General features: G+C 63.5%; 13 protein-coding genes. 5 read left to right on the top strand and 8 right to left on the bottom strand.

All coding sequences use genetic code 11. From position 1 onward, the window contains the following. From AWB76_RS05745 to AWB76_RS05755, 3 genes are all read left to right on the top strand, one after another. Positions 1–1,068, top strand: coding sequence for an amino acid--[acyl-carrier-protein] ligase (locus AWB76_RS05745; protein ID WP_061159164.1), 1,068 nt, complete (start codon positions 1–3; stop codon positions 1,066–1,068). Next, positions 1,065–2,069, top strand: coding sequence for a DUF1839 family protein (locus AWB76_RS05750; protein WP_061159165.1), 1,005 nt, complete (start codon positions 1,065–1,067; stop codon positions 2,067–2,069). Before AWB76_RS05745 ends, AWB76_RS05750 begins: the two co-directional genes overlap by 4 nt. 69 nt (positions 2,070–2,138) lie before the next feature. Beyond that, positions 2,139–4,604 carry a glycosyl hydrolase 2 galactose-binding domain-containing protein gene (locus tag AWB76_RS05755; protein WP_061159166.1) on the top strand — a complete coding sequence of 822 codons (2,466 nt, stop codon included), beginning with the start codon at positions 2,139–2,141 and terminating at the stop codon, positions 4,602–4,604. Positions 4,605–4,616: 12 nt separating this feature from the next. Here the strand turns inward: AWB76_RS05755 and AWB76_RS05760 are convergent, their stop codons facing one another. From AWB76_RS05760 to AWB76_RS05775, 4 genes are read right to left on the bottom strand one after another with little or no spacing between them, the layout of a single operon-like run. After that, complete coding sequence (locus tag AWB76_RS05760) at positions 4,617–5,555, bottom strand: Gfo/Idh/MocA family protein (protein ID WP_061159167.1); 939 nt, start codon at positions 5,553–5,555, stop codon at positions 4,617–4,619. Between the two features lie 48 nt (positions 5,556–5,603). Further along, positions 5,604–6,533, bottom strand: a complete 930-nt coding sequence (locus AWB76_RS05765; protein ID WP_061159168.1) for a dihydrodipicolinate synthase family protein — start codon at positions 6,531–6,533, stop codon at positions 5,604–5,606. A 39-nt stretch (positions 6,534–6,572) separates the two neighbouring features. Then, positions 6,573–7,919 carry an MFS transporter gene (locus AWB76_RS05770; protein ID WP_061159169.1) on the bottom strand — a complete coding sequence of 449 codons (1,347 nt, stop codon included), beginning with the start codon at positions 7,917–7,919 and terminating at the stop codon, positions 6,573–6,575. 22 nt (positions 7,920–7,941) lie between these two features. Further along, complete coding sequence (locus AWB76_RS05775) at positions 7,942–9,675, bottom strand: IlvD/Edd family dehydratase (RefSeq protein ID WP_061159418.1); 1,734 nt, start codon at positions 9,673–9,675, stop codon at positions 7,942–7,944. Between the two features lie 117 nt (positions 9,676–9,792). Here AWB76_RS05775 and AWB76_RS05780 point away from each other — a divergent pair, with 117 nt between their 5' ends. Further along, positions 9,793–10,770, top strand: a complete 978-nt coding sequence (locus tag AWB76_RS05780; protein ID WP_061159170.1) for a LysR substrate-binding domain-containing protein — start codon at positions 9,793–9,795, stop codon at positions 10,768–10,770. Here AWB76_RS05780 and AWB76_RS05785 read toward each other — a convergent pair. Next, the gene (locus AWB76_RS05785; RefSeq protein ID WP_061159171.1) at positions 10,734–14,270 is read right to left on the bottom strand and encodes an indolepyruvate ferredoxin oxidoreductase family protein; all 3,537 of its coding nucleotides are present in this window, start codon (positions 14,268–14,270) and stop codon (positions 10,734–10,736) included. The two genes, AWB76_RS05780 and AWB76_RS05785, sit on opposite strands and share 37 nt — an antisense overlap. Before the next feature lie 105 nt (positions 14,271–14,375). Between AWB76_RS05785 and AWB76_RS05790 the strand changes: the two genes are divergently transcribed. Continuing rightward, complete coding sequence (locus AWB76_RS05790; protein ID WP_061159172.1) at positions 14,376–15,281, top strand: LysR family transcriptional regulator; 906 nt, start codon at positions 14,376–14,378, stop codon at positions 15,279–15,281. Between the two features lie 4 nt (positions 15,282–15,285). Here the strand turns inward: AWB76_RS05790 and AWB76_RS05795 are convergent, their stop codons facing one another. The 3 genes from AWB76_RS05795 to AWB76_RS05805 form a co-directional block, all read right to left on the bottom strand. After that, complete coding sequence (locus AWB76_RS05795) at positions 15,286–16,728, bottom strand: MFS transporter (protein WP_061159173.1); 1,443 nt, start codon at positions 16,726–16,728, stop codon at positions 15,286–15,288. 54 nt (positions 16,729–16,782) lie between these two features. Continuing rightward, positions 16,783–18,744, bottom strand: coding sequence for an aconitase family protein (locus AWB76_RS05800; protein WP_061159174.1), 1,962 nt, complete (start codon positions 18,742–18,744; stop codon positions 16,783–16,785). A gap of 93 nt (positions 18,745–18,837) precedes the next feature. Next, positions 18,838–19,728, bottom strand: coding sequence for a LysR family transcriptional regulator (locus tag AWB76_RS05805; protein WP_061159175.1), 891 nt, complete (start codon positions 19,726–19,728; stop codon positions 18,838–18,840). Position 19,729 lies beyond the last annotated feature (1 nt).

Below are 19,729 nucleotides of genomic sequence, written 5' to 3' on the forward strand. Positions count from 1 at the left end.
ATGAACATGCCGACGGAACAGGCCGCCATGATGCAGGCCGAAGCACAAGCACAATCACAAGAGACTAAGGCACCGTACGACAAATCGGACCTGACCTTGCGCGATCGCCTGATCGAAGCCGGGATTCTGCTCGATACGGGTGAAGACGGTCTCTATGGCCGCAGCGAAGTTTTCGAAGATGTCGTCGAGCGGCTCAATCAGGCCATCACGATGCTCGGCGCGGATCAGAACGCGGAAGTGCTGCGCTTTCCGCCCGCGATGCGCCGCCGCGATTTCGAGGACAGCGAGTATCTGAAGAGCTTCCCGAATCTCGCCGGCACGATCCATTCGTTCCAGGGGAACGACCGCGGGCATCATCGCCTGCTCGAAGCGCTCGACAAGATCGTGCATATCGGCGAAGAGGAAGAGCGCTCCGATGAATGGATGGATCAGCAAAAGCCGACGCGCCTCGTGCTCACGCCGGCTGCCTGCTATCCGATCTATCCGCTCGTCGCGAAGCGCGGCAATCTCGCTGAAGACGGCGCGACCTTCGATGCCTTCTCGTATTGCTTCCGCCACGAGCCGTCCATCGATCCGGGCCGCATGCAGATGTTCCGGATGCGCGAATACATTCGCGTCGGCAGCCCCGAGCAAGTCATGGCGTTCCGTCAGAAGTGGATCGAGCGCGGCTCGCTGCTCGTGAATCTGCTCGAACTGCCCTTCGAGATCGATCTCGCCAACGATCCGTTCTTCGGTCGCGGCGGCATGATCGTCGCGGACAGCCAGCGCGCGCAGCAACTGAAGTTCGAACTGCTCGTGCCGGTCGCAACGCCGGATCGTCCGACCGCTTGCCTGTCGTTCAACTATCACCAGGATCACTTCGGTGAGCTGTGGCATATCCGTCAGGCCGACGATCAGGTCGCGCATACCGCATGTGTGGGTTTCGGCATGGAGCGCACGACGCTCGCGCTCTTCCGTCATCACGGTCTCGATGTCAACGCGTGGCCCGCGAAAGTGCGTCAGTTGCTGTGGGGCGACAAGGCGCCGCTCATCGAAGAAGGCCTCGCGAACATGGGAAGCCAGGCATGAACGCACGCTCGCCGGCAGACGTCGTGACCGACACGCCCTTGCCCGCGGACACCGCTCACAGCCAGCACGCGCTGCATCGTGAAGAGCGCGTCTGGCTGGAGACGAACTGCTACGTCGATTTGTGGATCGAGCTGCTGCATCACTATGGCTGCGATCCGCATGCGGCGCTCGGTTTCACGGTGACGCAGGCATTCGAGGGCGATCAGTTCACGTTCCCGAAGTTCTCGCTCGACGACATCGCGCGGCTCTACGGCCTGCAGGCACAAGAGCTCGCGATCTACGACACGCTGGAGGCGCACGTGCGCGAGCAGACGCGTCGCGGGCAGATGGTGGTGGTCGAGATGGACTCGTACTATCTGCCCGATACGCGTGCAACCGCGTACCGGCAGACGCATACGAAGACGACCATCGCGATCGATGCCATCGACACGGACGCGAAGCGCATCACGTACTTCCATAACGCGGGCTATTTCGCGTTGTCGGGCGAGGACTACGATGGCGTATTCCGTCTGATGCCCGGTCTCGCAAGCGACGTGCACGCGCTCTTTCCGTACGTCGAATTCGTGAAGCGTGCGCGCGCGCCGCTCGCAGGCGAAGCGATGGTGCAACGCTCGGTCGAGTTGCTCAAGTTGCGCCTCGAAGATCGTCCAGCGGCGAACCCGGTCGCGCAATGGCGTGCGGCGTTTCCCGAGCATTTGCGCGCGATGCTCGAACGCGATCCCGCGTACTATCACCTCTACACGTTCAACGTGATGCGTCAGCTCGGCTCGAACTTCGAGTTGTTGTCGAAGTATCTCGGCTGGCTGAACCGGCATGGCGTGGACGTGTCGAGCGAGATCCAGACGAGCGCGCAGGCGATCGCAAGCGAAGCGATGGTCATGCAGTTCCGTCTCGCGCGTGCCCGCATGCGCTCACGCACGGACTTGTGCGAAGACTGCCTCGATTCGATGCAGGCATCGTATGACAAGGTCATCGAGCCGCTTGCCGCGCGCTTTCTCTGAACGCCAAAGCCGTGCGTCACGCGCGCGGCTTTGGCGTCGTTCTTCGAATCCCATCGATGAGGTCGGTTCATGCACGTCTTGTCCGCGCAGGCGGCGCGGCTTCTATCCGAAGGCTGGCAGTGCGTGAGCACGCCGGCGGGTGCGTGCGCGACGCCCGCATCGCTCGATACCTTCACGCAGTGGATCGACGCGCCCGTGCCCGGCACGATCGCTTCCGCCTTGCGTGCACAAGGCGTGAGTGATGAAGCGCTCGCGCAGCCGTTCGCGCATTCGGATCACTGGTATCGCGTGACGCTCGCGGGCGATGGCAAGCGGCGCTTGCGGTTCAATGGCCTCGCGACTATCGCCGAAGTATGGCTCGACGATCGCAAGCTGCTCGAAACGGATTCGATGTTCGTCGCACATGATCTCGATGTCGATCTGAACGGCGAGCACACGCTTCATCTGTGCTTTCGTTCGATCGCGCCCGCGCTCGCCGCAAAACGCGGACGCGCGCGCTGGCGTCCCAAGCTCGCGCAGCCGGCCACGTTGCGCAACGTGCGCACGACGCTGCTCGGCCATATGTCCGGATGGTGTCCGGCGATTCAACCGGCAGGCCCCTGGCGCGCGATCGAATTGATCGGCGAAACGCGTGCGTGCATCGACGACATCGATTTGCGCACGAGCGTCGATGGCAGCGATGGCGTTATCGATGTCACGGTGCGCTACTTTCATGCACAGGAGCAGATGCCGATCCGCATCGCGTGCGGCGATACGCACGCCACGATGCAATGGCAGGACGCACGCACGCTCACAGGCCGCGTCCGTGTGCCCAAGGTACGTCTGTGGTATCCGCATACGCACGGCGAGCCGTCGCGTTATGCCGTGAAGCTCGGCGATATCGAACTTGGCGAAGTCGGCTTCCGCACGATCGAGGTCGATCGCGGCGCGGACCACAAGGGCTTTCGGCTCGTCGTCAATGGCGTGCCCGTGTTCGCGCGCGGCGCGTGCTGGACATCGGCGGATATCGTCGCGCTCGATGCGCCGCGCGACAAGCTCGACAACATCTTCAAGTTGATCCGCGACGCCGGCCTGAACATCATTCGCGTGAGCGGCATCACGCTCTACGAATCCGACACGTTCTACGAACTCGCCGACAAACACGGCGTGCTCGTGTGGCAGGACTTCGCGTTCGCCAACTTCGATTATCCCGACGACGAAGCCTTTCGCGCGAGCGTGCAACGCGAAGCCGATCAGTTCCTCGCACGCACGCGCCGATTCGCATCGCTTGCCGTGCTGTGTGGCGGAAGCGAAGTGCATCAGCAAGCGGCGATGCTCGGCCTGTCCTTCGATGCGTATCAGCAACGCCTCTTCACCGAACTCTTGCCGAATGCGATCGCAGCGCAACGGCCCGATGTCGCGTATGTCGTGAATTCGCCGAGCGCCGCGCCCGGCGACACGGAATCGATGCCCTTCGGCACGCGCGGCGGCATCACGCATTACTACGGCGTGCCTGCGTATCAACGTTCGTTCGATGATGTGCGTCGCGCGCAAGTGCGTTTCGCTTCCGAGTGCCTCGCGTTCGCCAATGTCCCTGATGATGTGGCGTTACGGTCCATACCGAATCCGCGCGCGCACGAACCGCGCTGGAAAACAGGCGTGCCGCGCGATCCCGGCTCCGCATGGGACTTCGACGATGTGCGCGAGCACTACATGCAATCGCTTTATCGCCTGGACGTGCCGCGTTTGCGTTATGAAAATCCCGAGCGTTATCTGGAACTCTCACGCGCGGTTGTCGCGGACGTGATCGGCGCGGTGTTCTCCGAATGGCGTCGCGAAGGATCGACTTGCGCGGGCGGCATCGTGTGGAATCTGCTCGATGTGCGTCCGGGCGCGGGCTGGGGCGTCATCGACGTGCTCGGTGCGCCGAAGAGCGCGCTGCATGGACTCGCGCGCGTGTCGCAGCCGGTGCAGGCACTGATCCTCGACGAAGGTCTCGACGGTCTCGACGTGCATCTCGTCAACGATACTGCGCGCGTGATTCAAGCGCGCGTCGAACTGACGTGTCTGCGCGAAGGCTCGGTGAAGGTCGCAGGCGGCTCACGCAATGTCATATTGCAGCCGCGCAGCGTGCAGCGTGTGTCGTCGAATGCGTTGATCGGCGCGTTCTTCGATATCGCTTATGCATACCGCTTCGGCCCGCGCGCGCATGATGCGACGCATGTCGTGTTGCGCGATGCGGACTCGGGCGAAGTGTTGTCGGAAGCGTTCCACTTCCCCGATCCGTCGATCGGCGAGCGTCGCGATATCGGCTTGAATGTCAGCGTCGAGAAAGACGATGAAGGCTGGAGTCTCGTCATCGAAACGGCGCAGCTTGCGCGCTGGGTGCATATCGTCGATCCGAACTACTTCGCGCGCATCGACTGGTTTCATCTCGCGCCGGGAAGCGCGCGTCGTATTCCGCTCGTCGCGCGGCACGCGAAGGTAAGCGCCGCGCCCGAGGGCGATGTGTCCGCGATCAATGCGATTCGAAGCGCGACGTATCGCGCTTCGTGACACGATCGAAGATCAGCGGCCGAATGCTTCCGTTTCGACGCGCCGTCCTGTGAGAAACGCATCGGCGACGAGACGCAAGGGACGCACGTCGACATCGCTCGCTTTCGTTTCGATAAGCGCGTGAAAGTGCTCGTATAGCGCGGGATATTCACGCTCCGCGCCGAGTTCGACTTCCTTGCCGGCGATCGACAGGCGCTTGCCGCCTTCGCGCATCGAAAGACGGCCCGCGTCTGTTTCGATATCGATATCCCATTCCTCGACGGGACCGTGACGCCAGTCGAACGCTGCACGCACCGGCGCGCCGTTCGTCGCGATGCAATCGAGATCGGCGGCGATCGGCGTGGACGTATCGCTCGGGACGGTGAGCGTGGCCGCGCGCAACGCGATTTCGTGCGGCAGTATGCGCGTGACGATGGATAGCGCGTTGATGCCCGGATCGAACACACCGAGACCGCCTGGCTCCCAGATCCATTGCTGTCCGGGATGCCAGTGTCGCACGTCTTCCTTCCAGCGCACTTCGACGGAACGGATCGCGCCGGCATCCTTCGATGCGAGCCACGCACGCGCCGGTTCGACCGCGCTCGCCGCGCGCGAATGCCACGACGCGAAGAGCGTGCAGCCGCGTGCACGCGCGATGTCGTGCAACGCTTCGACTTCGCTGACGCTCGCGCCCGGCGGCTTTTCCAGCATGACGTGCTTGCCTGCGTCGAGTGCGGCGAGCGCCTGCGCGTAGCGCACTTGCGGCGGCGCACAGAGCGACACGGCATCGATGGACGGCTCGGCGGCGAGCAGCGCACCAATATCCTGATAGTTGCGCACGCCATCGACGCTTGCGTTGCGGCTCGCGCACGCGACGAGTTCGAATCCGGGCTGCGCCGCGATCGCGGGCAAGTGCTGATCCCGCGCGATCTTGCCGATGCCGACGACGGCGAGCTTATATGCGGCTTTCATGGGATGTCTCCTTATGCGTCCGGGTCTGTCTCAGTGCGTAACGATACCCTATCGCCCCCAGCGCAACACCGTCGCATCCAGTCGCCGCGCAATCGCGATCAACTCATCGCGCGTTTCCTGCCCCATCGCCGGCAACGGATGGCGCGGCGCCTCGCACGCGATCACACCGCCCTCCTTCATCAACGCCTTCGCCGCGAGCAAGCCCGCCTGCCGGTTCTCGTGATTGATGAGCGGCAGCCAGCGCTGATACAGCTCGAATGCTTCGTCCACGCGTCCATTGCGATGCGCCTCGATGATCGGACGGATGCCATCGGGGAAGCCGCCGCCCGTCATCGAGCCGGTCGCGCCCGCGTTCAGATCGGCGAGCAGCGTGATCGCTTCTTCGCCGTCCCACGGACCTTCGATCGCCTCGCCGCCGAGCCTGATCAGCTCGCGCAGCTTGTTCGCCGCGCCCGGCGTTTCGATCTTGAAGTACGACACCTGCTCGATCTCGCGAGCCATGCGCGCGAGGAAAGCCGCCGACAAAGGCGTGCCCGCGGCGGGCGCGTCCTGAATCATGATGGGGATCGTCAACGCATCGGAAAGGCGCGCGTAGAACTCATAGATCGATCCCTCGGGCACGCGAAACGTCGCGCCGTGATACGGCGGCATCGCCATGATCATCGCGGCACCGAGGTCCTGCGCGCGGCGGCTGCGTTCGATGCATACGCGCGTGCCGTAATGCGATGTCGTCACGATCACCGGCACGCGGCCCGCGACGTGTTCGAGGATCGTGCGCGTGAGCGTGTCGCGTTCATCGTCGGCGAGCGAGAACTGCTCGGAGAAATTCGCGAGAATCGCGAGGCCGTCGGAGCCCGCGTCGATCATGAAATCGACCGCGCGTTTCTGACTGTCGAGATCGAGTTCGCCCGATTCGGTGAAGGTCGTCGGCACAACCGGGAAGATGCCGCGATAACGTGGATTGGCGAGACTGGTCATGCTGTCGTCCGATATGAAATGAAATGAGAGCGCATGCGTTCAGCGCGCGCGCGGCCTGTCGAGCACGGCGCGCACGACGAAGGTGGTGAGCACCGCGATCAGCAGCGTCGCCGCGAGAAAGTACAGGCCGGCGGCCAGACTGCCCGTGCGATCCTTGATGACGCCGACGCCCGTCGGCCCGAAATAACCGCCGAGATTGCCGATGGAATTGATCGTCGCGATGCCGACCGCCGCGCTCGCGCCCGTCAGGAACTGACCCGGCAACGCCCAGACAACCGGCTGGATCGAATAGAGCGAGAATGCCGCGAGGCAGATGAACGCGAACTGCCACTGAACGCTGCCCGCCCAGGCGCTCGCGGCCAGCATCACCGCGCCGAAGCTCGTCACCGCGACGATATGCCAGTAACGCTCGCGCTTGCTGTCCGAATGACGCGGCACGATGCACAGGCCGAGCACCGCGAAAAGATACGGGACGGCGGACAGCAGGCCCGTCATCGAATCGGTGACGCCGAAGCCCTTGATGATCGTCGGCAGCCACAGCGACAGGCCGTAGATCGCAAGCGGAAACGGCAGGAACAGCAACGCGAGCAGCAGCACGCGCTTGTCCTTCAGCGCGGCCAGCGGATTGCCGTGCGATTTCAGCGCGAACGTCGCGCGATCCCGCGCAAGCTCGCGTTCGATCCACGCGCGATCGGCCGGTGCGAGCCAGCGCGCCTGCGCGGGCGATTCGGGCAGGATTCGCAATGTAGGCAGCGCGAGCAGTACGGCAGGCAGGCCGCTCACGATGAACAAGGTCTGCCAGTTCGACATGCCGAAGACGCCGTGTGTCGAAAGAATCCAGCCCGCAAGCGGTCCTGTGACGATGCCGGAGACAGGCTGCGCGAGCACCAGCAAACCGATGATGCGCGCCCGCTGACGCAGGGGAAACCACTTCGTCAGGAAGTACAGAATGCCGGGATACAGGCCCGCTTCCGCCGCGCCCAGCAGAAAGCGCAGCGCGTAGAAGCTCATCGGGCCGCGCGTGAGCGCCATCGCCATCGTGATGACGCCCCACGTCGCGAGAATGCGCGCGAACCATACGCGCGCGCCAAAGCGTTCCAGCGCGAGATTGCTCGGCACTTCGCACAGGAAATAGCCGATGAAAAAGAGTCCCGCGCCGAGTCCATAAGCCGCATCGCTCAGGCCGACCGCGGCGTTCATGTGCAGCTTCGCAAAGCCGACGACAGTACGGTCGATATAGGCGACCACATAGATCAGCGCGAGGAACGGCATCAGCTTGCGGATCAGCATACCGACGATGCGCCGCTCCGTGCCGCCGTCCTGTGCCGCCATACCATCTGTCGCGGGCGCGGCGCGATCGAGCGCTGCCGCGGTGTCGTATTTCATACGGTCTCCTGTGTATTTTATTTCAGTGCGAATGTCTCGGCACGGCCGCGCCTCGTTTGCCGACGAGAAAATCGAGGTCGCAACCTTCATCGGCCTGCAGCACGTGATCGACATACAGGCGTTGATAACCGCCTTCGCCATGCTTGCTCGACGGCTCGCGATCGCTCATGCGCCGCGCGAGTTCTTCATCGCTGATGTCGAGATGCAGCGTGCCCGCATCGCAATCGAGTTCGATCCAGTCGCCATCGCGCACGGCCGCAAGCGGCCCGCCCGCCGCCGCTTCGGGCGCGACGTGCAGCACGACCGTGCCGTATGCGGTGCCACTCATGCGCGCATCCGAGATGCGCACCATGTCCTTGACGCCCGCGCGCAGGAGTTTGGGCGGCAAGCCCATATTGCCCACTTCGGCCATGCCCGGATAACCCTTCGGCCCGCAGTTCTTCAACACGAGCACGGAGTTTTTGTCGACATCGAGCGACTCATCGACGATGCGTTCCTTGTAATGCTCCAGGTTTTCGAATACGACCGCGCGGCCGCGATGCTTCAGCAGTTCGGGACTCGCCGCCGATGGCTTGAGAACCGCGCCGCGCGGCGCGAGATTGCCGCGCAGAATGCGAATGCCGCCATCGTCGATCAATGGATTGCTCAGCTTGCGAATCACTTCGTCGTCGGTGATGGGCGCGCTCTTCACGTTCTCCCACAGCGATTTGCCATTCACCGTCAACGCATCGGGATGCGGAATCAGGTTCGCTTCGCCCAGACGCCGCAACACGGCAGGCAAGCCGCCCGCGTAATAGAACTCCTCCATCAGGAAGCGGCCCGACGGCATCAGATCGACGATGGTCGGCGTATCGCGGCCGACGCGCGTCCAGTCCTCCAGTTCGAGCGGCACGCCGATGCGCCCCGCGATCGCCTTCAGGTGAATCACCGCATTGGTCGAGCCGCCGATCGCCGCATTCGTGCGGATCGCGTTTTCGAAAGCTTCGCGCGTGAGAATCTTCGAGAGCGTCAGCCCTTCGAGCGCCATCTCCACGATGCGGATGCCCGACATATGCGCGAGCACGTAGCGGCGCGAATCGACGGCGGGAATCGCGGCGTTGTGCGGCAACGACGTGCCGAGCGCTTCGGCCATGCAGGCCATCGTCGATGCCGTGCCCATCGTGTTGCAGGTGCCCGCCGAACGCGACATGCCCGCTTCCGCCAACAGAAACTGATGCAGATCGATCTCGCCCGCCTTCAGCGACTCATGCAGTTGCCACACGGCCGTGCCCGAGCCGATGTTCTTGCCATCGAGCTTGCCGTTCAACATCGGCCCGCCGGTCACGACTATCGCGGGAACATCGCAGCTTGCCGCGCCCATCAGCAGCGCGGGCGTGGTCTTGTCGCAGCCGGTCAGCAGCACGACCGCGTCGATGGGATTGCCGCGAATCGCTTCCTCGACGTCCATCGCGGCAAGATTGCGCGTGAGCATCGCGGTGGGCCGCAGGTTCGATTCGCCGTTGGAGAACACCGGAAACTCGACGGGAAAGCCGCCCGCCTCGTACACGCCGCGCTTCACGTGCTCCGCGATCTTGCGAAAGTGCGCATTGCACGGCGTGAGTTCCGACCACGTATTGCAGATGCCGATGATCGGCCTGCCGTCGAACTCGTGATCCGGAATGCCCTGATTCTTCATCCAGCTTCGATACATGAAGCCGTTCTTGTCGTTGGTGCCGAACCATTGCGTGGAGCGCAGCTTGGGCTTCGATGCGGACATCCGTTCCATCCCTTTCAATAATCGATATTTGGCGAAGTCTAAAAGTCCACGCGATAATCGACTAATGAAAAGTTGGACGTTATCGATATTCAAATCTGCATTCGTAAAAACCCTTAGATGCTGAATCCAAGTCCCTGGTACGTGCGCAATCGCCTGAAAACACGGCAACTCATGCTCGTCGTGGCGCTCGCGGAAGAAGGCAACGTGCATCGCGCGGCGGCTGTGCTGAACATGACGCAACCCGCTGCGTCGAAACTTTTGCGCGAACTGGAAGAAACGCTCGGTGTCGCGCTGTTTGATCGCGAGCCGCGCGGCGTGCGCCCCACGCTATACGGCGACGCCATCATTCGTCATGCGCGCGCCGTGCTCGGCAGTCTCGATCAGGCACAGGAAGAACTCGTCGCGCTCGCGTCGGGGCGGCTCGGGCATGTGGCGATCGGCGCGATCACGTCGCCGGGCGTGCGGCTCTTGCCTGCCGCCGTCGCCGCCGTGAAGCGCGCGCATGCGGATATCCGCATTTCCGTCGAGATCGATACGAGCAACGTGCTGCTGGAAAAGCTCGCGCAGGAAAAGCTCGATATCGTGATCGGCCGTCTTTCAGCCGAGCACGACAAGGTGCAATTGCGTTATGAGGCGCTTGCCGGCGAGCCGGTGCGCGCCGTCGTGCGGGCGGGGCATCCGTTGTTGAAGGAGAAGGCGCTGTCGTTGAGCGATGTGCGCGATGCCGCGTGGCTCGTGCCGCCTGCGGGCAGCGCGCTGCGGCATCGATTCGACCTGATGTTTCAGCGCGCGAGCCTCGCGCTGCCTGCGAACGTCGTCGAGACCGCGGCGATTCTCTTCGTCACGCAACTGCTGGAACAGAGCGACATGATCGCAGTGCTCGCCGAAGATGTCGCGCTTTACTACGCGCGTCACGGCATCGTCGCGATGCTGCCGTTGCCGATGGATTGCCGCATGGACGACTTCGGCATCGTCACGCGGGCGGACCGGCTGCTCTCGCCCGCGACCGAAGTCATGGCCGATGCGTTGCGCACGATCGCCCGCGATGTGTACGGCGATCAGGCCGTCGCAGCCATCTCCACCGGCGCACGATAAGCCTCGATCAGACGCTCGCGCTTCTTCGCGACAGCCGTCATGTTGCGCTCCTTCACGTGGCCGAAGCCGCGGATTTCGTCGGGCAGCTTCGCGAGCTTCAGCGCGGCGTCGAAGCGGTCCGCATCGAGCGTCGCGACGAATTCATCGACGAGCGCGAGGTAGTCCGCAATCATCCGGCGCTCCGTGCGGCGCTCTTCCGTCTTGCCGAAGATATCGAGCGATGTGCCTCGCAGGCGCTTCATCTTCGCGAGCATCCGAAACGCCGGCAGCATCCACGCGCCGAAGCGCTGCTTCACGAGATGGCCGTGTTCATCGCGCCTGGCGAAAAGCGGCGGCGCGAGATGGAACATCAGCTTGTAATCGCGGCCCGGTTCGCCTTCGAACTGTTCGCGCAGCTTGTCGAGATACGCGGGATCGGCATAAAGACGCGCGACCTCGTATTCATCCTTGTAGGCCATGAGCTTCGCGAGATTCACCGCGACGGCGCGCGTGAGCGGCAGCTTCGCGTTCAGCAGCTTTTCCTTGTCGCGCATGCGCTCGACCACGCTGCGATACGAGCGCGCATACGCTTCGCTCTGATACGCCGTGAGCAAAGCTTCGCGCGTCGCGATCACGTTTTCCAGCGACTCGGGCATCTTCACGATGACCGCGTGCTGCGTGGACTTGAGCAGATCGCCCGCGCCGTTCTGCGCGACGAAACGCCCCCAGTTGAACGCGAGCACGTTCTTCTCGACGGCCACGCCGTTCAGTTCGATCGCGCGCGTGAGGCTCGCGAGCTCGAGCGGCAACCAGCCCTTCTGCCATGCGAAGCCCAATAGCAGCGGATTCGAATAGATCGTGTCGCCGAGCAGTTTCAATGCGAGTGCGTTGGCATCGATGAATTCACAGCCCGCGCCGATGCTCTCGTTGAGCGCCTGCTCCGTTTGCGTTGCCGGAAAGGTCCATTGCGCATGGGTGACGAACTCGGCGGTCGGCGTCGCGCCGCTGTTGATCGCCGCCTGCGTGATGCCGTGACGCGTGCGCGACAGCACGTCGTTCGATGCCGACACGATCGCATCGCAACCGATGACGAGCCGCGCTTCGCCCGTCGCGATACGTGTCGCGTGCAACGCCTGCGGCTGCGGCGCGATCTGCACGTGGCTCAGCACCGCGCCGCCCTTCTGCGCGAGACCGGCCATGTCGAGCACGGTCACGCCCTTGCGTTCGATATGCGCCGCCATGCCGATCAATCCGCCGATCGTCACGACGCCCGTGCCGCCGACGCCCGTCACGAGAATGCCGTAAGGCTTCGACAACGCGGGCAACGAAGGCATGGGCAGCTTATCGAAATCGGGCTTCACGCCGCCGGCCGCTTTGGGCTTGCGAACCTGCGCGCCTTCGGCCGTGACGAAACTCGGGCAAAAGCCCTTCACGCACGAGAAATCCTTGTTGCACGACGACTGATTGATCTTGCGCTTGGTGCCGAGCGGCGTGTCCATCGGCTCGACGGACAGGCAGTTCGATTGCACCGAGCAATCGCCGCAACCTTCGCAAACCGCATCGTTGATGAACGCGCGACGCGCCGGATCGGGATACGTGCCGCGCTTGCGGCGGCGGCGCTTTTCCGTCGCGCAGGTCTGATCGTAGATGAGGATGGTCGTGCCTTGCGTATCGCGCAGCTCGCGCTGAATGCGGTCGAGCTCATCGCGATGATGCACGTTCACGCCCTGCGGCAACGCAACGTTCGCATCGTATTTCTGCGGCTCGTCCGTCACGATGACGATGCGCTTCGCCCCTTCCGCGGACACCTGATGCGCGATCTGCGGCACGGTCAGCACGCCGTCGACGGGCTGACCGCCGGTCATCGCGACGGCATCGTTGTAGAGGATCTTGTACGTGATGTTCGCGTTCGCCGCGATCGCCGCGCGCACCGCAAGCAGGCCCGAATGGAAATACGTGCCGTCGCCGAGATTGACGAACACATGCTTGTCGCCCGAGAAGTGCATCTGGCCGATCCACGCGACGCCCTCGCCGCCCATCTGGCTGAAGGTCTCGGTCTTGCGGTCCATCCACATCGACATGTAATGGCAGCCGATACCCGCGAGCGCGCGCGAACCTTCGGGCACGCGTGTCGACGTGTTGTGCGGACAGCCCGAGCAGAACCACGGCTTGCGCTCGACATCGACGCGCGGCTTGATCGCCTCGCGCTCTTTCGCTTCGATCGTTTCGACGCGCGACAGCATGCGCGCACGCACGTCTTCGGGAAGATCGGCGCGTGCGAGACGACGCGCGATAGCCTTCGCGATCAGTGCAGGCGACAGCTCGTAATGCGCGGGCAGCAGCCAGTCGCCGCGCGGCACGGACCATTCGCCGCCTTCGTTGTCGCGCTCATCGAACTTGCCGTAGATGCGCGGGCGCACGTCCTCGCGCCAGTTGTACAGCTCTTCCTTCAGCGCGTATTCGAGAATCTGCCGCTTCTCTTCGACGACGAGAATCTCTTCGAGACCCGTCGCAAACGCGCGTGCGTCCTGCGCATCGAGCGGCCAAACGCAGCCCACTTTCAGCACGCGCAGGCCGATCTGCGCGCAGGTTTCATCGTCGAGACCGAGATCGACGAGCGCCTGGCGCACATCGAGATAAGCCTTGCCCGCCGTGATGATGCCGAAGCGCGGCTTGTCCGAATCGATCACGACGCGGTTCAGCTTGTTCGCGCGCACATAGGCCAAGGCCGCGTACCACTTCTCGTCGAGCAGACGCGCTTCCTGCGCGAGCGGCGAATCGGGCCAGCGAATATTGAGGCCGCCTTCGGGCATCGCGTAATCGGTTGGCGTGACGATCTCCACGCGGTCCGGATCGAGATCGATCGATGCAGTGGATTCCACCACATCGGTCACGCATTTCATCGCGACCCATAGACCGGAATAGCGGCTCATCGCCCATCCGTGCAGGCCGTAGTCGAGATATTCCTGCACGTTCGACGGATACAGCACCGGAATGCCCGCCGCGATGAACGCATGATCCGACTGATGCGCGACCGACGACGATTTCGCCGCGTGATCGTCGCCCGCGAGCACGAGCACGCCGCCGTGCTTGTCGCTGCCGGCGGAATTCGCGTGCTTGAAGACATCGCCCGTGCGATCGACGCCCGGACCCTTGCCGTACCACATGCCGAACACGCCATCGCGCGTCGCGCCCGGCCACAGATTGATCTGCTGCGTGCCCCAGATCGACGTCGCCGCGAGATCCTCGTTCACCCCCGGCTGAAAGACGATGTCGTTGTCCTTCAGATGCGCCTTCGCCTTCCACAGCGACTGATCGAGCGCGCCGAGCGGCGAGCCGCGATAGCCCGAGATAAAGCCTGCCGTGTTCAGGCCCGCCTTGCGGTCGCGGGCCTTTTGCAGCATCGGCAGACGCACGAGCGCCTGCGTGCCGCTGATATAGACGCGGCCTTTCTCCAGCGTGTATTTATCGTCGAGGGTAACGGTTGCGGCGGCTAGCGCGGCGCGGTCGGGTGCATTCATGTGGGGCGCGTCTCCAGATTCGGGAATTTTGTTTTTTGCCGAGTATAGAAAGCCAATTTGCGATCGTAAAATCACGAATAAACAACTCTGGTATCTGAAAATCAGATGGCCTTCGATCTCACGCTCAGGCAGTTGCGCTACTTCGTCGCCGCCGCGCAAACCGGCCAGTTCTCGATGGCGGCGGCCAACGAGCACGTCTCGCAATCGGCGATCACGAATGCCGTGCTGGCGCTCGAAAGCGCGCTCGGCACGAAGCTGTTCGAGCGATTGCCGCAAGGCGTCGCGCTCACGCCCGATGGCCAGGATTTTCATAATCACGCGCGCCGCGTGCTCGACGCTGCGCGCGACGCGATGCACATGCCGCCGTTTCGCGCGCACGACATGCGCGGCGTCGCGCGAATCGCAGCGTCGTATACGGTGCTCGGGTATTTTTTGCCGGAACTGCTCGCGCGCTTTCGTGCGACGTATCCATTCATCGATTTCGATTTGCGCGACATGGAGCGGCCGCAAATCGAAGAAGCGGTCGCGAACGGCGATGTCGATATCGGCGTCGTGCTGCTATCGAATCTGCAGCGGGCGAATCGCTTCGACAGTCAGGTGCTGATGCGTTCGCGCCGTCAGTTGTGGGTCGCGCCGTCGCATCCGCTTGCGCGGCAGCAATCGGTCGCGCTGAAGGATATCGCCGCGCATCCGTATATTCTGATTACCGTCGATGAAGGCGAACAATCGACGATGCGCTACTGGCACAAGAAGCGCCTCGAACCGAACATCGCGTTTCGCACGAGTTCGATGGAGGCGCTGCGCGGTCTCGTGGCGCACGGCTTCGGCGTCACGGTGCTATCGGATATGGTGTTTCGGCCGTGGTCGCTGGAAGGCAAGCGCATCGAAGCACGGCCCGTCGACGACACCATTCCTCATATGGAAGCGGGGATGATCTGGCGCAAGGGCGCTACGCTGAGCGCCCCGTCGACAGCCGTGCAGCAGTTCCTGATTCACGCGTGCGGCGCTTGAGCCTTCAGTGCGAGATGCTTTCGAGCGAGCGCCCGAGCGTGCGCGGTCCCATCAGGCCGATGGACAGCATCACGAGCAGCATCGCGCCCGCGATGAAGCCGAACACGCCGGTCACACCCGCCTCTTTCAGCACGAACGCGATCACGAACGAACTGAATACCGCCGATAGCCGGCTCCACGAATACACGAAGCCCACTGCACGGGCGCGGATCGCCGTCGGGTAAAGCTCCTGCTGATACGTGTGATACGTGAACGAGATGATGTTGCCCGCGAGCGTCAGCAACACGCCGAGCGCGACGATCATCACCGCCGCCGACGCCTGGCTGAACAGCAAGCCCGCGACGATGTTCACGCCCGCCATGAACACGATCACATGCTTGCGCTCGAAACGATCGGCGATCCAGTAGCCGAGCAACGGTCCGATGGGCGCGGCGAGGCCGATGACGGTCGTATACAGCAGGCTCGACGTGACCGTCACGCCCTGTTTGACGAGCAGAGTCGGCACCCAGTTCGCGAAGCCATAGAAGCCGACCGTCTGGAAGATATGAAAGACGATCAGCATCAGCGTGCGCTTGCGATATGGCGGCTTCCACATGTCGCCGAAGCCGGCCTTTCTCGCGATCGGATCGGACGGACCAGGCGCGGGCAGCGGCTTGCCGTATTGAAGCGCGACCTGGTCTTCGAGACGGCGCAGCACTTCATCGGCCTCGTCGATGCGGCCTTTGCTCGCGAGCCAGCGCGGGCTTTCCGGCAAATTGCGCCGGAAATACCACACGAAAAGCGCGCTCACGCCGCCCGCCAATGCGACCCAGCGCCAGCCATCGAAGCCGAACGGCGCACGCGGCACGAGCAGATACGACAGGAACGCGACCACCGGCACGGCGGAGAAGCCGATCGCCTGGCACACGGCGAACGCCCTGCCGCGCAGATGTTTCGGCGCGAGTTCGGACATGTATGTGCCGATGGTCACAAGCTCCACCCCGATGCCGAGGCCGGAAACGAAGCGCCAAAAGTTGAGCCAGTGCGCCGTGTCCTGAAACGCCATCACGGTATTCGCCGCGACGTACCAGAGCAGCGAATACGTGAAGATCGCGCGACGTCCATAGCGGTCGGCGAGAAAGCCGCACGCGATCGTGCCGATGAACAGCCCGCAGAACAACGCGGCGATGAAGCTCGCAACGCCCGTCGTGCCGAAGAGGCCCGCCGTCGTCGACGTGAGCATGCCGCTCTTCACGAGACCCGGCGCGATATAGCCGGTGAAGAGCAGATCGTAGAGCTCGAAGAAGAAGCCGAGGCTCAAAAGAAAGACCAGCTTCCACACCGCGCGCGTCGCGGGAAGGCGGTCGAGGCGCGCTGAAATGCCCGCCGTATCCGCGATGGCGGGCGCGTCCGTCAACGCGCGGCCGGCGGCGTCGTGCAGACGCGAAGTGCCCTGCATGATGGCCATTGCTTGTCTCCTGTATGTATTTTGATGCCGGATCGATGGCGGCTGAAATGCTGCTTACTTCATGAAGCGCTGCTGCAACTCCGCGAACGATGCGATGCGTCCGGCGAGCGCGCTCGCGGCAACCGTCGGCGGACTGGCGAGCCATACCTTGCCCGGACCCGAACGGCCCGGAAAATTGCGGTTGATCGCGCTGATGGTGACCTGTTGCGCTTGCGTCGATGAACCCGGCCCGCAGTTCGCACACGCACCGCACGATGGCTGCAGCAAGATGGCGCCGACGCGCTCGAACGCATCGACGTAACCTTGCGCGATGCAATAGTCGCGCACGTCCTGCGTGCCGAATTGCAGATAGAGCTTCACGTTGTCCGGCACGCGCAGGCCGCGCGCGGCCGCCCACGAAAGCACGTCGTGATAGTGATCGAAGTCCTCGCGCTTGCCGGCCGTGCACGAACCGCCGTATGCGATATCGATGCCCGGCCTTTCATCGAGCGTCTGAAGCGCGATGCCGTTGCCGGGATCGCCGGGCGCGGCGAGCATCGGCGAGAGGCGCGTGCAATCAATCGCGATGACATCGGCATAACGCGCGCCTGCATCACTTCGCATCCACGGTTCGAGCGTGAAGTCGATGCCGCGCCGTTCCTTCAGGAAGCGCACGGTTTCATCGTCGGGCGCGACAATGCCAGTGAAGCCGCCCAGCTCGGCGGTCATGTTGGTGAGCGTCGTGCGCTCGTCGGTCGAAAGGCTCGCGATGGCCGCGCCCGCGAACTCGAACACCTTGCCGACGCCCGCGCCCGCGCGGATGCGCGCATCCGCGAGCAGATGAAGCACGATGTCCTTCGCGGTGACGCCCGCCGGAATCGGCCCCGACAATTCGATGCGCAACGATTGCGGCACCGTCATGCGCACCGCGCCGGTCACGAATGCATTCGCCATGTCCGTCGTGCCGACGCCGAACGCGACGCAGCCGAGCGCGCCGCTATGCGGCGTATGCGAATCCGTCCCGACGACGACCTGACCCGGCAACGCGTAACGTTCGGCCATCATCGCGTGCGAGATGCCTTCGGAGCCTTCGTCGCGTTCGCTGTTCGCTTCGCTCAGATAGCCGTGATTGCGCACGTCGTAGTCATGCGCGAACGCGCGATGCGCATCCGACAGCTCGCGCACGTTCGGCAGCAAGCCATTCCTGATATGCAACTCGCTGCGATGCGAGTACGACAGATGATCCTCGAACGCGAGCATGCTGCGCGCATCGTGCAGCGTCAGCGGACGGCCGAACGTCGCGTGCAGCATGTGCGCGGCCATGCCGGTGTAGTACTCGTGGATGAAGCGCCAGTCCGCGCGCACGAGGATGCCGTTGCCCGGTTCGAGCGATGCGTTCGTCACATCGGTCGTCAAAGCGTGGCGCGCGAGAATCTTTTCGACGAGCGTGCGCGGCGCATCATCGTGCGATGTTTCGCCGATGCTCACGCGCTGCATATGCAACTGCCCGTAGCGCAGCAGGCCGCCGCTCTTCAGGATCGCCGCCGCGAGCGGATCGCGATCCGCGACGAGTTCGTCGATATCGATCGCCTCGCCACGCCGGATGCGCGCGATCAGGCCGAAGTTTGTCGACGTGAAAAGCCCGAGATTGTCCGCGTTCTGCCGATAAATCCGCTCGAAGCTGCGCGCAATCACGAGCCGGATGCCCGCGTGATATTCGGCGAGCGGGCTATGTTCCCGCGATGAACCTTTGCCGTAGCGATTGCCCGCGACCGTCACCTGAAAGCGGCCCGCGTGCACGGCGCCGTGACCGATCGGACTGCGCCCGCCCGCATGAAAACCGACATACGGACATTGCCCGAGACGCTCGTCGAAACGCGTGAGCACGCTGATCGGCGTGATTTCGTCGGTGGAAACATCGTCGCGCAGTGCGCCCGCTTCATCGAGCGTCAGGTTCTCGCCGGCGAGCTGCCGCTCGACTATCGCGGGGTCGGCGGCGAGAAGCAGGATTCGCCCGCTTACATCCAGATTGGCCATCGCATTCTCCTTCGATGTCAATCTAGACGCAGCCGCGCGCGTGTATGAAGTGTTCGTTCGGCACAGGGGGCATCGCGAGATGCGATGTCCGTGTTAACCCTCGCCGATAAGCGTATCGATCAGCGCCTGCACCGCCTTCAGACGCGACGACTTGCGCGGCGCATGCACGTACAGGCGACGGCCGACGCCCCATGTCTCGCGCAAGGGCACCCGCACGAAATTGCGCGATCCCGCGAATGCCGACGCGGCGCTCGTCGGCACGATACCGATGCCCAAGCCCGCTTCAACCATGCGGCATTGCGCGTCGAAACTGTTGACGGTGACCGTCACGTTGAGCGGCACACGCGCGGCATCGGCGTGTTCCTTCAAGGTCTGATCGAGCGAGCCGCCCGCCTGCAACGCGACGAGCGGAAAGCGCGCCACTTCGGCGAAACTCAGCGCGTCCGCTTGCGCGAGTTCGTGACCGGGCGGCAGCACGACCATCAGCGGATCGTCGACGAAACGCCATGTATCGAGACCCGCGTGCGCCTTCGTGCTCGCCGATATGCCGATATCCGCGCGATCGTCGAGGCACGCGCGAATCACTTCATCGCTGATCTGTTCCGTCAGCGCGATCTCGACGAGCGGATACTGCGTCTTGTACAGCGTCAGACGTTCCGGCAAAAAGCCCACGATCGCCGATGCATTCGCAAAGAGACGCACGACGCCCGCGATCTGGCCGCTCATCGACTGGACTTCGCGCGCCATGCTTTCCAGCTGGCCATGAATGGAGCGCGCGCTGGAATAGGCGTGCTGACCCGCCTCGGTCAGTTGCACGCCCGCAGGTGAGCGAATGAGCAGCGCGACGCCGATAGCCGCTTCGAGATCCGCGATGCGTCTGCTCAACGCCGATGCCGCGATATGGTTGCGATTCGCGGCACGCGCGATCGATCCTTCCTCGACGACCGAGATGAAGAGTTCGAGACTGTAGGGATCGATGCGCATC

Source organism: Caballeronia temeraria (assembly GCF_001544795.2).
Taxonomy (GTDB): Bacteria; Pseudomonadota; Gammaproteobacteria; order Burkholderiales; family Burkholderiaceae; genus Caballeronia; species Caballeronia temeraria.